Here is a 14087-nt window from a genome sequence, read left to right as displayed (position 1 = left end):
AACGTAATAGGAAGCACAGTATTCCCGTATCAGACGGCATTTCTTGTCCCAGATCAAACATGGTCGAAGTAATCGCCGAAATCGACTGGCGAGGCCGCGTCGTCACGCGCAATTTCACTGCAATCCGTCACAACTGACGGTGCCTGAGCGGCACCGGAAAGCGCGCACAGCGCAGTGTAGAGAAGCGGCCTTGATGGGGGAAAGTGGGCGGTATCGCGGGGTTACCGGGGACCCGCGAATGCCCTTCCATGCGACCGTCTTGTTATTGAAACTTCAGTATCTTCGTGGCGATCTGAAGGCGTTGACCGGCCACTGCCGGATCAGGCTTCGGCCGTCGCCTTGTTGACTTCCGGCAGCGGCAGCGGCGTGCTGGTGGGACGACCGCGATAGTCGGTCCAGCACAGGCGCTTGAAGTCGTACAGCTTGCAGCGACGTGCGGTATCGAAATACCAGCGCCAGGAGAAGCGCTGGATCACGATGCGGCCGGGCAGCATGGTTTCCAGCTTCTTCTGGGCCTGTTTGAGGCGATACAGCGGCACGCTCATGTCCACGTGGTGCGCGGTGTGTTCCATGATGTGATGCAGCAGCGCGCCCCAGTAGCGGCCAAAGGTCAGGTGCACGGTGGTGGAGACGAAGGGTTGCGCAGCAGCCCAGGTGATCTTGTCTTCATACCAGGCCACTGAGGTATGCGTATGGTGCACATACACCACGAAGCCGATCATGGCCTTCCAGAACAGCAGCGGAATCGCAAAACCGGTCACCAGCAGGGTCCAGAAGGATTGTTCGGTGGCTTGCGCAGCCCAGGCCAGGCCGGCGATCCAGACAGCCGCCACGGCCGTCACCAGCACGCCATCCCACATGAATTCGGCACGACGGGTCGGCATCTGCTTCCTGGAGGGGAAGTACATGCGCTTCCACCACATGTCGACCATGTAGTACAGACCCGGAGCGAAGCCGCTGCGATAGAGGCGCTCCAGGCGCTGGCGCCAGCGCGGCAGGGCGCGGAACTCTTCCAGCGAGCGCGGCTGCCAGACGAAATCAAAACCCTTCAGGTTGGTATAGCCGTGGTGCACCACGTTGTGGCCCACGGCCCAGAGGCTATAGGGCGTGAGCGAAGGCATGAACAGCAGGCGGCCCAGCCAGGTATTGAGTTTGCGGCTGGGCGTGAAGGCCTGGTGGCAGGCATCGTGGCCGAGGATGAACAGGCGTCCGATGATGAAGCCATTGACCACGCCCAGGGCGATCTTGGCCAGTAGCCAGGGGGCCCAGACGATGGCCGCCAGGCTGGCGCCGAACAGGCAGAAGTCCAGTACCGACAGCGCCAGGGCGATGGCCGTGCTGCGCTGGCTGATGGGGATCACCCAGGAGCGGATGATCTTGCGATGGGGCATCGGTGCGCCAGGCGCGACCGGGGTGTGGGGGTGCGAAGTCGTCGACATCGTAATTACCTCTTCCTACTATCAAACGGTGGACGGGGGAGCATGCCGCAGGAGACTGCTCCAGCTAACGCTGCAAGGGGCGGATGGCATTGCAAGACATGGCGGCCGGAAAACCGGTGGCGGGACGTTAGCGCGGATCCCAAAAAACAGCGCGACCGGTCATCATCGATGACGGATCGCGCCGTTTGGGTGCGGCAAGAATACCTTAGAAACGGTAACCCACGCCAACGCCGATCAGCCACGGATCAATCTTGACGTTGCTGACCTTGGTGCCGGCAGCGGTCTTCACGTCGCTGGAGATCTGCACCTTCTTGATGTCGAAGTTGATCAGCCAGTTCTTGTTGATCTTGTAGTCGGCACCGATCTGCAGGGCGCCACCGACGCTGCTGCTATCCAGTTGCAGGCCGTTGGCGAGGCTGACGCTGGAGATGCGGGTGTAGTTGATGCCGGCGCCGATGTAGGGGCTGAAGGCCGCTTCAGGCATGAAGTGGTATTGCAGCGTCAGGGTCGGCGGCAGGTGCTTGAAGGTACCGATCTTGGTGCCGTCCAGGCGCACGTCCTGCTTTTGCGGATAGGTCAGCACCAGTTCGGCAGCGATGTTCGGGGTGAAGAAGTAGCTGATGTCGAACTCGGGAATCACCTTGTTGTTGATGGTGATGCGGTCCGAGGCGCCGGTGCCGCCGACCGGGTCGGACTTGTTTTCCGGGCTCAGGTTGACGGCGCGTACGCGCACCAGCCACGGGCCTTGGGCTTCCTGTGCGAACACGGGAGCAGCAGCAAAGGAGGAGGCCAGGGCGGCCACGGCGGCAGTGAGGGTGACGATTTTTTTCACGGTGTTTTACCTGTCGAGTGAGGATGTCCGAAAGGTACGCGTGAAGCTTTCTGCGGGCTTTGATGCCGATCAAGCGGGCAGGCACATGAAGAAAAAATGAGCCGGCCAGCGGGAACTTGCGCCCCAAAATGACACAAGCCCGGCCTGCTTGAGCAGGCACGGGCTGGATGTGCAGCGCGCCGATGCGTCTGCGCGGAGCGCTCCGGCTTACTCCTTGTAGCGTGCTTCGCGCGCCAGCTTGGTGAGGTTTTCCGGATCTTCGAAGGCCTTGTAATAAGCGTTCAGTGCCGGTGCGCCACCGAGGTGGGCATACAGTACACGCTGGCCCTTGAAATGGCCCTTCTTGGCCATGTCGATCAAGCCGTCGATGGATTTTCCTTCATACACCGGATCTGTCAGCATGGCTTCCATCTCGGCCGCGGTACGGATGGCGGCGATGGTCTGCTCGCTCGGCAAGCCATAGGCCGGGCCACTGTAGTCGGGAATGATCTCGATGTCGGCATCGCGCACCACGACGCGCTGGCCACCCTTGGCGGCGATCAGCTCGCTGGTGTCGTTGGCGATCTTGGTGACGGCGCGGCGGGTCATGGCTTCGTCATCGGCGGTGTCGATGCCGATCACGCGGCGACGCTTTTCCTGGGCGGCGAAACCGACCACCATGCCGGCCTGGGTGGAACCGGTACAGGTGGCCACCACGATGTTGTCGAAGAAGATGCCCAGCTGCTGTTCCTGCATTGCGACTTCATCGGCGAAGTTGGCATAGCCCAGGCCGCCCAGCGGGTGGTCCGACGCACCGGCCGGAATCGCATAGGGCTTGCCGCCCTTGGCGCGCACTTCTTCCAGGGCGCGCGCCCAGGTGTCCTTCTCGGTGGTGGAGTAGCCATAGCCGCCCATGATCGGGTTGCCGCCCATGATGCGGGTCAGGAGGATGTTGCCGACCTTGTCGTAGACCGGGTCATCCCATTCCAGCCAGGTTTCCTGCACGGTGTAGGACTTCATGCCCACGGCAGCAGCCGCTGCGCAGACCTGGCGCGTGTGGTTGGACTGGATGTTGCCGATCGAAACCAGGGTGTCGCAGCCCTTGGCCAGGGCATCGGCCACCAGCCATTCAAGCTTGCGGATCTTGTTGCCGCCGAAGGCCAGGCCGGAAGAGACGTCATCGCGCTTGGCCCACACTTCCACGCCCAGCATGGCGGACAAGCGTTCCAGCTTGTGGATGGGGGAGGGGAAGAAGCCCAGGGTCTTGCGAGGGAAGAGTTTGTCGAGTGCCAGCATGGAGTGCTCCGGTTCAGGTGGATGGTCGAAAGGGGTCCGAATCTGGTCCGATTCATGGTGAATCGCCGGGATCAACTTTACGCCGGAGGATTAAAATGGTGCTTCCGAATTTATGGCATTATTCGTGATGAAAAATCGATGTAAATTATTTCATGCAAATAAAATTGCGACAATTTGTCATTTAAGGAAAGAATCATCATGACGCTCGACCGCATGGACAAGCGCATCCTCAAGGCGCTGCAGAAGGATGGCCGCATCGGCAATGCCGAGCTGGCCAAGAAGCTCGGCATGAGTGCCACGGCCTGCTGGAACCACACCAAACGGCTGATGGACGAGGGCTATGTGAAGGAAGTGCGCGCCATCCTCGATCCCGAAAAACTAGGTCTGCCGGTACTGGTGACGGTGGGCGTGGTGCTGGACCGTTCCACCCCGGAGAGCTTCGCCGAATTCGAGAAGGCGGTGCGCGAGATTGCCGCCGTCCAGGAGTGCCTGCTGCTGGCCGGGGAATTCGATTACTGGATCAAGCTGCGCGTGAAGGATCTGCAAGCCTTCAATCGCCTGCATGCCAACACCCTGCTGCGCTTGCCGGGGGTGCGGCAATTGCGTTCCTTTTTTGTCCTCAACGAAGTGAAGAACAATCCGGAACTCGTGGTGGAATGAGGAATCTGCATTCTCATCCTGCCCACCCTATACTGCCTCTTTTGTCTTCATCCCCAAGGATCTGCTGATGACCACTTCCGCCCCTGCCAGCCTGCGCGGCCTCTATCCCCCCATTGAACCCCATGAGCACGGCATGCTCGACGTTGGTGACGGTCACCAGGTCTATTGGGAAGTCTGCGGCAACCCCAAGGGCAAGCCGGTGGTCTTCCTGCATGGCGGGCCCGGTGGCGGTTGCGGCCCCTCGCACCGGCGCCTGTTCAATCCGGAAAAATACCGCATCGTCCTGTTCGACCAGCGCGGCTGTGGCCGCTCGCTGCCGCATGCCAACCTCGAGGCCAATACCACCTGGGACCTGGTGGCCGACATCGAACGCCTGCGCGAACTGCTGGGCATCGCCCGCTGGCAGGTCTTCGGCGGTTCCTGGGGCAGCACGCTGGCGCTGGCCTATGCCGAGACCCATCCACAGCGCGTGACCGAGCTGGTCCTGCGCGGCATCTTCCTGTTGCGCCAGGCCGAGCTGGATTGGTACTACCAGGAGGGAGCTTCGTGGATGGTGCCGGATCGCTGGGACCAATTCCTGGCCCCGATCCCGGTGGCCGAGCGCGGCAATCTGGTGCATGCCTATCGCCAACGTCTGACCGGCAACGACGAAGCCGCCAAGCTGCAGGCCGCGCGCGCCTGGAGCCGTTGGGAAGCCAGCACCATCACCCTGGTAGCCGATGAGGGCCTGATCGATTCCTTCAACGATGCGCAATTCGCGCTGGCCTTTGCGCGCATCGAGAACCACTACTTCTTCAACAAGGGATTCATGGAGGAGGGCCAGCTGCTGGCCAATGCCGCGCGCCTGGAAGGCATTCCCGGTGTGATCGTGCAGGGTCGCTATGACCTGGCCACCCCGGCCAAGTCCGCCTGGGACCTGCACCAGGCCTGGCCCGGTTCGCAACTGCACTTGATCGACAGTGCCGGTCACGCCTACAACGAACCCGGTATTCTCGACCAGCTCATCGCAGCCACCGATCGTTTCGCGGATCGGTGATGGCCCGGCGCTGAGGGCGGTCTCACCCCTCGCCATACCGCATGTTCTGGCGCTCCCCTGGCGGGAGCGTTTTTCTTGTCTGTTCTGCCGTGTCAGCTTTTCTTTCGACCGCGCCTGGCGGGTACCTCATCCGTTGCAACGGCTGTCGCAGAGGGGGGCGCGGAATACACTTCTTCCAGTTCCGCCAATCGATGGTTGAGCTTGCCCAGGACAGTGGTCAAGCTGGCGATCTCCTTTTCGCTCAAGGCAGCGAACAGTCCATCGATGAAGGTTTTCTTCACCGGCTCCGAGGCCCGCAGCACTTCCTTGCCCGATGCGGTCAAAGCGATGTATTTGACCCGGCGGTCGCTGGCGTCGCCACTGCGCCGGACCAGTCCGTCGCGCTCCAGCGCATCGATGGCCTCGGTGATGGTGCGCGGTGCAAAACCGAAGGCCGTCGCCAGATCAGCCGCGCGCACCGGGCTGTTGCGCTCGATATGGCCGAGCATCTTGTTGCGCGCCAGCGAGGCGCCTTCACCGGCCATGAGCTTGTCCAGCGTGCGGTGCGAGCGAATGTAGAAGTCGCGCAGTGCCTCGGCGGCACTGCTGCTGTCATCGTTTGTAAAGCTTGTAGACATGATTTTTCCAGATACCATATCATATGGTACCTCATTAATTATTGCCTTGGTTTGCGCACAACCGTACTGACGCTGTATCGCCACTGTCTTGGCACTGTATTGGCACTGTATTGCTCCCCAACGGCCAAGTGTATTGCCAGTCACCAACACTGTACTGGCACCGTATGGATTCCGTTTGAAACCTTCCGCGCCCCGATATTAGGATAAAAAAGATGACCGACGCCACACCCGGCAAACCAGAAGCCAGTCCATCCCAGCCAGATTCCTCCTCTCCCGGTAACGACAAGAACAGCGCTCCCAAGAAACGCATGAGCCCGCGTGCCCGTTTCATCCTGCGTACGCTGGGTTTGCTGGTGCTGGTCATCGTAGCGGCCTGGGTGCTGTACTACCAGTTCCGTGGCAAGTATCTCGAAAGCACCAATGATGCCTTCGTCCAGGCCGACAGCGTGACGGTCTCCTCCAAGGTCACCGGTTATGTCGACCAGGTGCTGGTGGCCGACAACCAGATCGTCAAGGCCGGCCAGGCACTGGTACGCATCGATGCCCGTGATTATTCCGCGCAGGCGGCCCAGGCCAAGGCCCAGATCGATGCCGCCGCCGCCAGCGAGGAAGCTGCCAAGGCGCAGCTGGCCGAGCAGCAGGCCGCCATCGCCCAGGCCAAGGCACAGCTGGCCTCGGCGGACGAGGATGCCCGCTTCGCCAGCGCCGAAGTGGAACGCTACACGCCCCTGGCCGCCTCCGGCGCCGAGACCCGCGAACGCCTGACCAGCCTGCGCAACCAGCAGGCCCAGGCGCGCAGCACCGTGGCGGCGCGCCGTGCGGCGCTGGATGCGGCCCAGCTGCGGGTGCGCTCGCTGCAGGCGCAGGTGCGCCAGGCCCAGGCCCAGGGCGAAACCGCCCGTGCGCAGTATGACGCCGCCAGCGTCAACCTCGGCTACACCGAGATCCGCGCCAGCGTGGATGGCCGCATCGGCGACAAGCAGGTGCGGGTCGGCCAGTTCGTCTCGCCGGGGACGCGCATGATGACCGTGGTGCCGACACACTTCTACGTCTCGGCCAACTTCAAGGAAACTCAGATCGGCATCATGCGCATCGGCCAGCCCGCCATCATCAAGGTCGATGCCTTGCCGGGCGTGGAGTTCCACGGTCATGTGGACAGCCTCTCGCCGGGCACCGGTGCGCAGTTCTCGCTGCTGCCGCCGCAGAACGCCACGGGCAACTTCACCAAGATCGTCCAGCGCGTGCCGGTGCGCATTGCCATCGATGCCACCCCGGAAGAAACCCGCGCCTTCGTGGCCGGCCTGTCGGTGACGGTGGAGGTCAACACCATCGCCGCCAAGGATGAACTGCGCGATCTGCGCGAACGCAACAGCGAGATCAACGCCACCCGCAAGGAGCCGCAGTGAGCAGCGCCGCGCGCGCCGCGTCGCCAGGGCAGGGCGTCCAGGGAGAGAAGGCCGATGCCGCTGCCTGGCTGGCAGTAGCCGCCGGTACGCTGGGCGCGCTCATGGCCACGCTGGACATCTCCATCGTCAATTCCTCGCTGCCCACCATCCAGGGCGAGATTGGTGCTTCCGGCACCGAAGGTACCTGGATCGCCACCGCCTATCTGGTGGCCGAGATCGTCATCATCCCCATGTCGGCCTGGCTGGAGCGGCTGCTGGGGCTGCGCGTGCTGCTGCTGACGGCAGCCAGCCTGTTCACGATGTTCTCGGTGCTGTGCGGTCTCTCGACCACGCTGCCGATGATGATCGTGGGGCGGGTCGGGCAGGGCTTCACGGGCGGTGCGCTCATTCCGACCGCCATGACCATCATCGCCACCCGGCTGCCGCGCGCGCAGCAGCCGGTGGGCAATGCCCTGTTCGGCGCTACTGCCATTCTCGGGCCGGTGCTGGGGCCGGTGATGGGAGGCTGGCTCACCGAGAACGTCAGCTGGCACTACGCCTTCTTCATCAACCTGCCGGTGGGCGCGGCCCTCATCACCTTGCTGCTGGTGGCGATCCCCTATGAGCGTCCCAAGTTCGAGCAGTTCGGCCAGGCTGACTGGTTCGGCATTGCCGGACTGGCGCTGGGGCTGGGCGGGCTGACGGTGGTGCTCGAAGAGGGCGAGCGCGAGCAGTGGTTTTCCTCGCCCGACATCCGCTGGCTGGCCGCCACTTCCGTGCTGGGTTTCATCCTGCTGGCCATCGGCCAGGTGCGCTCGCGCCATCCGGTGATCCAGCTGCGGCTCTTGCGTGACCGCCAGTTCGGCTCGGTGGTGATGATGGCCATGATCGTGGGCGTGGCGCTGTATGGCACGGCCTATGTGATCCCGCAGTTCCTCTCCGGCATCGCCGGCTACAACTCCTTGCAGTCGGGCTGGATCGTGCTGCTCTCGGGCGTACCGATGATCCTGATGATGCCCTTCACGCCCTTGCTGATGCGGCTGGTGGACATCCGCATCGCCGTCGGCACGGGCTTCCTGCTGCTGGCGACATCGGCCTTCATCGAGACCGACCTCAGCCCGCTCTCCTACGGCGGCTCCTTCGTGGCCTCGCAGCTCATGCGCGGGGTGGGCACCGTGCTGGCGATGCTGTTCCTGAACCAGGCGGCGATCCGCTCGGTGCCCCCCTCGCAGGCCGGCGATGCCTCCGGACTCTACAGCGCCGCGCGCAATCTTGGCGGCTCGCTGGCGCTGGCTGCCATCGCCGTGATCCAGGACCAGCGCCTGTGGCTGCACAGCCGCCGCCTGGAAGAAAGCCTCAACGCCAATTCCGAGCTGGTGCAATCCACCATCGCTGCGCAAGGCCATCTGCTGGGCGGCCAGGATGTGGCCATCCGGCTCATGGGCAGCACCATCCAGGCCCAGGCGCTGACCATGACCTACGCCGACCTGTTCTGGCTGCTGGGCGTGGCCATCCTGTGCGTGACGCCGCTGGTGCTGTTCCTGCGTCCCTTGCCGACCCATGCCGCACCGGTGGCTTCTCATTGATGAACAACATGGACAAGACCTCTTCTTCCTTTCCGGCCACGCGCCTCATCGCCCTGGCCGCGGCAGCTCTGCTGGCCGGCTGCGCCCTCGGTCCGGACTATGCCGGCCCGCCCGAGGCCGCCCCGCAAGCCGCACACACCAGGCAGTTCGTGCGCGGCGGCGACACCGTGACTACCACCGCGCCAATCAACCAGTGGTGGCAAGCCCTGGGTGATGCCGAGCTCACCAGTCTCATCGAACGCGCCTTGCAGGCCAACCCGAATCTTGGCGTGGCCCGCGCCCGCCTGCAGCAGTCGCGCGGCGGGCTGGCGCTGGAGCAGGCCAACGCCGCGCCCAGCGTGGGCGCCTCGGCGCTGGCGGCGCACGCACGCCTGCCACCGGCCAATCTGGGGGCGCTGACCGGCGGTTCCAGCTCCGGCAATGGCTCGGCCACCAGCGCCAATCTCTACAGCGTGGGCTTCGATGCCAGCTGGGAGATCGATCTCTTCGGTGCACACCGCCGCGCCGTCCAGGCAGCCACGGCGACGGCGGACGCCGCGCAAGCCTCGCTGGCCGATGTACAGGTCAGCCTGGCCGCCGAAGTGGGCAACGCCTATATCAGCCTGCGCGACCGCCAGCAGCGCCTGGCGCTGGGCCGGCAAGCGGTGCAGGCGCAGGAGCAGATGCTGCAGCTGACCGATCAGCGGGTCCAGCGCGGCACCGCCTCGTCGCTGGATCAGTTGCGTGTCCAGAACCAGCTCGATGCCAGCCGCGCCGACCTGGTCCCCTTGCAGGCCGAGCGCGATGCCTACCTCAACCAGCTGGCCACGCTGCTGGGGCAGGAGCCCGGCACGCTCGATGCGGAACTGGCCGCGACCGCACCGGTGCCGCTGCCACCGCAACAGGTCGCCGTCGGCGATCCGGTGTCGTTGCTGCGTCGCCGGCCCGACGTGCGTGCGGCCGAGCGCACGCTGGCCGCCGATACCGCCAGGATCGGCCAGGCCGAAGCGGCACGCTATCCCAGTCTCAAGCTCTTTGGTGTCATCGGGCTGGGCGGCACGCATCCATCGGACCTGACGCGCCTGGATGATTTCGCTGCCATCGGCGCCCCCATGCTGAGCTGGAATTTCCTCGACTTTGGCCGCGCCAGGGCGCGCGTCACGCAAGCCGAACGGGTGCGTGACGAAGCCGAGATGAAGTACCGCCAGGCCGTGCTCGAAGCGCTGCGCGATGCCGAGGATGCGCTCTCGCGCATGCGCTATGGTCGCATCAGCGTGGCCACGCTCGCACGTACCAAGGTCTCCGCCGACCGTGCGCTGGCGCTGGCGCGGCAACGCTATGAGGCCGGTACCGGCACGCTCATCGAGGTGCTCGATACCACCCGCCAGCAACTCACCGCGCAACAGAACCTGTTGCAGGCCGAGGCCAATCTCACGCGCAGCTTCGTGGGCATCCAGAAGGCGCTGGGACTGGGCTGGTCCGACCAGCCGGGCTGAATCCGCCCGAGCGCACCCCCACGCCGGCAGCGCCTCGATGCGCTGCCGGTTTTTTTGCGCCATTGCGACAGAAGATTCATCTTCCGGGTGGGTGAGCTTACGAAAAATAATTCACATATTCTTTACGGAAGCTGCACCAAAAGACAGTGTCCAGAATCGCCCAGTGCTCCGACAATACGCGACATAACAAGCGGTGAGCAGCGTCCCTCCGGGGATGAAAAAAAACGAGGACGGGGCATCCGGCATGGTGGTTTGCCCTGATCGATTCCGCAGCGTCGAGGTGGGCAAACAGATGAGCAATCGTGAGAACCTGAGCAAGCATGGCGTGCCGCATGTTGCGGCGATCTTCCTTTCCTATTGGCGCAATGCCCTCATGCTGCTGGTGCTGGGCCTGATGCTGGGCCTGGCCGCCAGGGCCCAGCACCGGGTCAGCGGCCATAGCTACAGCCTGGCGTCCACGGCCGGCATCGTCAATCTGGCGGCGGGCCTGGGCCTGGTTCCGGGGACCTTTGATCTTGGCCTGCAGCTTGGTACTTCGCGTCGGCAAGACACATTCTTCGGCACCGCTGGCGTGGCTGATCTGGATCTGTCCCTGCCGGGCCAGCCTGGTCAACGGTCATTGTCAGGCGTGCTCTCGCAGCTGCATTCCGGCGGGCGTGCGCTGCCGCCACGCAGTCACCATCCGGCCAGTCGCTTCGAGCTCCTTGCCGAGCGCGACGGCCTGGCCGCCCTGACCGAGGCCGTGCCCGGAACGCCGCGTCCGCCCTGGCCATTCAAGGCCAGCGTGAGCTATCGGATCCGCGCCAACTGGCGTTTCTGAAGCAGGTTGCGGTCAGCGCGGCTGAGCTGGCTTGCGCTTCTTTTTTGTCTTTTCCTTCCTCTGATCACGCCCTGGCGTGATGCTAAAAACAGCACATTGTCTGCGTGCAAACAGCACCAAAAGACAATGTGCAGAACCTGGTCGGCCCCCGACAATTCGCCCCTACAAAAAGCCGGTATCAGCCGGCATCCGGGGCGACGACACGCAGCGCGGGGGCGGGCAAGCATTCCCGATCTCCTGGCCAATTCCACACGATCGACCTAGGAAGGGAAGATGAAGAAGAACAAGAAGTCGCTACATCAAGTCGCGCCGATGCCACCGGCCGTCTTCAAGAAAAAAGCCTTGTATGCTGCCGTATTGCTGACCCTGGGCCCGGCCCTGAGCGTGCCGGCGATGGCGCAGAGCTATGTCAACTATGACGGCAGCACCAGCACCGATGCGGCAGCGGCCGTGGCCAGCTGGGCCGACAACAAGGAGTTCAAGACCAACTGGGGCCTGGGCGCCATGAATGCCCAATATGCCTATGCGGCGGGCTACACCGGCCTGGGCATCAAGCTGGGCTCGGTCGATTCGGGGCTCATGCTGACCCATGCCGAATTCGTCGGCCGCAACGCCACGCCGCTGGCCGTCGTGGGGACCTATGCCAACGATGGATCGCAATACCAGGATGGCAAGCAGCCCTGGAAGGCTGGTGACGCCTTCAGCACCACCGGTGCCCTGAGCTCCCTCAACGACAAGCACGGCAGCCATGTCTCCGGCACCATCGCGGCATCCAAGAATGGCGCCGGTTTCCTGGGCGTGGCGTTCGACAGCGACTACTACATCACCAATACCAACGGCACCGACAGTTCGGTCTATGGCGTGAACGTGGACTACAACTACTTCAAGGCGGCCTACGGCAATCTCGCCAGCGCGGGTGTGCGCGTGATCAACAGCAGCTGGGGAAGCCCCGATTCACGCGATGATTTCGGCAGCATCGGCGGCGTGGCGGCCTCCTACCAGCGCCTCCAGGGCGGCGGCAAGAAGAGCTGGCTGGATGCGGCAGCCGACGTCGCGCAAGAGTCCAATGCGCTCATGGTCTGGGCCGCCGGCAATACCGGCAAGGCCAACGTCAACATCCGCTCGGCGTTGCCGTATTTCAGGCCGGAGCTGGAGCAGAACTGGATCGCGGTGGCCGCGGTCAATGCCAGTTCGGCGCTGCCCAGTTTTTCCAACCAGTGCGGTTTGGCCAGGTACTGGTGCGTATCCGCACCGGGCTCGGCCATTCCCAGCCTGAACATTACCTCCGACACCGCCCTGGTCAACGCCTCCGGCACCTCCATGGCGGCCCCCCACGTGACCGGCGCGCTGGGCCTGCTGATGCAGCGTTATCCGGAGCTGGACAACCAGGCCATCCGCACCATTCTGCTGACTACGGCCAAGCATCTCGGCGATGGTCCGGCCGATGCTCCCAACGCCATGTTCGGCTGGGGTTTGCCGGATCTGAACAAGGCCCTCTACGGCCCCGGCCAGTTGCTGGGCGTCTTCAATGCCAGGATCGGTGCAGGCAAGGCCGATACCTGGAGCAACGACATTTCCGAAGCCGCGCTGATCCAGCGCAAGAGCGAAGAGAAGGCGCAACTGGCCGCCTGGGAGGCTTTGTCTCCCTCCACATTGCAAGCGACGCTCGACAGTGCCACTGCCGTCGTCACGGCGAAGGTCGACAGTGACTACGATGCGGCCCTGGCGCTGGTGCAGACGCGGGCCCGACTCAACGCCGCCTATCAGGCCAGCAAGAGCAAGGCCGACAATACCGCCTTCCAGAACGCCGACAAGGCCGTGACCGCCAACACGCTGGCGGCCGCCATTCTGAAGCAGTCCGGCAGCGGGCCTTTGCTGAGCAAGGAGCAATTGCTGACCTACATGCTCTCCACCGATGCCAATACCGTCGCGGCCAACCTGGCCCTGGGCAACTACAACGGCCAGACCGCCTACCTCGACGCCGTGCGCAAGAAGACCGATGCCGACTACGTGGGCAGCCTGGTCAAGACCGGCGAGGGCAGCCTGACCCTGTCGGGCAACAACAGTTATTCGGGCGGCACCCGCCTGGAAGGCGGCACGCTGGGCGTGGCCTCGTCCACCGCGCTGGGCAGCGGCGCGCTGGTCATGGGCGATGGCACCACCCTGCGCGCCGCCGCTGACAGTCTGACCCTGGCCAATGCGGTGCGCATCAGCGGTACGGGCAATATCGATACTCAGGCTTTCACCTTCACGCTCAACAACGGCATGGCCGATGGCAGCGCGCCGGGCAGCCTGGTCAAGCAGGGCGAGGGGACGCTGCGCGTGCTCGGTACGGTGAGCTACAGCGGCAATACGACGATCGCGGCCGGCACGCTGAGCGTGCCAGGCTACGTCCAGACGGCGGGACAGACCCTGACGATAGGCGTGGCCAGCGCCACCCAATACGGCAAGCTGGTGGTGACCGATGCGGCCAGCTTCGCCTCGGGCGCCGCGATGGCGGTCGATGTGGCCAAGGCTGCGACGCTGAACAACGGTCAGAAGCTGGCTGGCGTGGTCACGGCCGGCAGTCTCAGCGCGCCGCGCCTGAACGTTTCGGACAATTCGCTGCTGTTCGACTTCCACCCCGTGGTGACGAGCAACGCCGTGGACCTGGATATCGTCACTGCGGTGAGTATCGACAAGCTGGTCCATGACACGCTCGCGCCGGCCGCTACGCCGGCAAGCACATCTGAATCCGGTACACCGGCGGCGAGCGCAGCGGTGACCAGTACACCTGCCTCCGCTGCTCCTGTCACCAACACATCGGCCACCACTACACCTGCCGCAAGTGTAGCGGCGGAGAGCACGCCAGTGTCCAATACACCAGCCGCAAGTACACCGGTAGACAGCGCGCCGGCTTCCAGTACGCCTGCCGCGAGCACGCCGGTAACGAGTGCGCCTGCTACCAGTACGCCTGCCGCGA

The 14087-nt window shown here is 64.0% G+C and carries 11 protein-coding genes; 7 read left to right on the top strand and 4 right to left on the bottom strand.

Annotated features, from left to right (window positions below; genetic code table 11):
- Window positions 1-320 precede the first annotated feature (320 nt).
- From ACODSZ_RS19165 to ACODSZ_RS19155, 3 genes are all read right to left on the bottom strand, one after another.
- Window positions 321-1391, bottom strand: a complete 1071-nt coding sequence (locus ACODSZ_RS19165; RefSeq protein ID WP_008330529.1) for a fatty acid desaturase — start codon at window positions 1389-1391, stop codon at window positions 321-323.
- A 253-nt stretch (window positions 1392-1644) separates the two neighbouring features.
- Complete coding sequence (locus tag ACODSZ_RS19160) at window positions 1645-2271, bottom strand: OmpW/AlkL family protein (RefSeq protein ID WP_175343619.1); 627 nt, start codon at window positions 2269-2271, stop codon at window positions 1645-1647.
- Between the two features lie 207 nt (window positions 2272-2478).
- Window positions 2479-3546: a 1-aminocyclopropane-1-carboxylate deaminase gene (locus tag ACODSZ_RS19155; RefSeq protein ID WP_039784832.1), complete on the bottom strand. Its 1068-nt coding sequence runs from the start codon at window positions 3544-3546 to the stop codon at window positions 2479-2481.
- Between the two features lie 198 nt (window positions 3547-3744).
- Here ACODSZ_RS19155 and ACODSZ_RS19150 point away from each other — a divergent pair, with 198 nt between their 5' ends.
- On the top strand, window positions 3745-4206 hold the full coding sequence (locus tag ACODSZ_RS19150; protein ID WP_008330522.1) for an Lrp/AsnC family transcriptional regulator: 462 nt from the start codon (window positions 3745-3747) through the stop codon (window positions 4204-4206).
- Between the two features lie 67 nt (window positions 4207-4273).
- Window positions 4274-5242: a prolyl aminopeptidase gene (pip, locus tag ACODSZ_RS19145; protein ID WP_488928283.1), complete on the top strand. Its 969-nt coding sequence runs from the start codon at window positions 4274-4276 to the stop codon at window positions 5240-5242.
- Window positions 5243-5334: 92 nt separating this feature from the next.
- Here the strand turns inward: pip and ACODSZ_RS19140 are convergent, their stop codons facing one another.
- A complete protein-coding gene (locus ACODSZ_RS19140) occupies window positions 5335-5859 on the bottom strand; it encodes a MarR family transcriptional regulator (RefSeq protein ID WP_034350741.1) in 525 nt (174 codons plus the stop codon).
- Between the two features lie 212 nt (window positions 5860-6071).
- Here ACODSZ_RS19140 and ACODSZ_RS19135 point away from each other — a divergent pair, with 212 nt between their 5' ends.
- The 5 genes from ACODSZ_RS19135 to ACODSZ_RS19115 form a co-directional block, all read left to right on the top strand.
- Window positions 6072-7265: an HlyD family secretion protein gene (locus ACODSZ_RS19135; RefSeq protein WP_175343622.1), complete on the top strand. Its 1194-nt coding sequence runs from the start codon at window positions 6072-6074 to the stop codon at window positions 7263-7265.
- Complete coding sequence (locus tag ACODSZ_RS19130) at window positions 7262-8830, top strand: MDR family MFS transporter (RefSeq protein ID WP_175343623.1); 1569 nt, start codon at window positions 7262-7264, stop codon at window positions 8828-8830. Before ACODSZ_RS19135 ends, ACODSZ_RS19130 begins: the two co-directional genes overlap by 4 nt.
- Window positions 8830-10305 (top strand): efflux transporter outer membrane subunit, encoded by a 1476-nt coding sequence (locus tag ACODSZ_RS19125; protein WP_488928282.1) that lies wholly within the window; start codon window positions 8830-8832, stop codon window positions 10303-10305. The genes ACODSZ_RS19130 and ACODSZ_RS19125 overlap by 1 nt, the downstream gene beginning before the upstream one ends.
- 292 nt (window positions 10306-10597) lie before the next feature.
- Window positions 10598-11125: a hypothetical protein gene (locus ACODSZ_RS19120; protein ID WP_488928281.1), complete on the top strand. Its 528-nt coding sequence runs from the start codon at window positions 10598-10600 to the stop codon at window positions 11123-11125.
- Window positions 11126-11398: 273 nt separating this feature from the next.
- Window positions 11399-14087 (top strand): S8 family peptidase (locus ACODSZ_RS19115; protein ID WP_488928280.1); only part of this gene is annotated, 2689 nt, incomplete at its 3' end.

The sequence above is a fragment of the Herbaspirillum sp. FG34 genome (genome assembly GCF_057809315.1).
The sequence above is the reverse complement of the archived record's forward strand: the minus strand, read 5'-3'. Positions and strand labels throughout refer to the sequence as shown.

What these genes read in the sequence shown, in the direction of transcription:
- pip (WP_488928283.1), top strand. Translation starts at nt 4,274, where the DNA reads ATGACCACTTCCGCCCCTGCCAGCCTGCGCGGCCTCTATCCCCCCATT.
- ACODSZ_RS19150 (WP_008330522.1), top strand. Translation starts at nt 3,745, where the DNA reads ATGACGCTCGACCGCATGGACAAGCGCATCCTCAAGGCGCTGCAGAAG.
- ACODSZ_RS19125 (WP_488928282.1), top strand. Translation starts at nt 8,830, where the DNA reads ATGAACAACATGGACAAGACCTCTTCTTCCTTTCCGGCCACGCGCCTC.
- ACODSZ_RS19140 (WP_034350741.1), bottom strand. Translation starts at nt 5,859, where the DNA reads ATGTCTACAAGCTTTACAAACGATGACAGCAGCAGTGCCGCCGAGGCA.
- ACODSZ_RS19120 (WP_488928281.1), top strand. Translation starts at nt 10,598, where the DNA reads ATGAGCAATCGTGAGAACCTGAGCAAGCATGGCGTGCCGCATGTTGCG.
- ACODSZ_RS19155 (WP_039784832.1), bottom strand. Translation starts at nt 3,546, where the DNA reads ATGCTGGCACTCGACAAACTCTTCCCTCGCAAGACCCTGGGCTTCTTC.
- ACODSZ_RS19135 (WP_175343622.1), top strand. Translation starts at nt 6,072, where the DNA reads ATGACCGACGCCACACCCGGCAAACCAGAAGCCAGTCCATCCCAGCCA.
- ACODSZ_RS19165 (WP_008330529.1), bottom strand. Translation starts at nt 1,391, where the DNA reads ATGCCCCATCGCAAGATCATCCGCTCCTGGGTGATCCCCATCAGCCAG.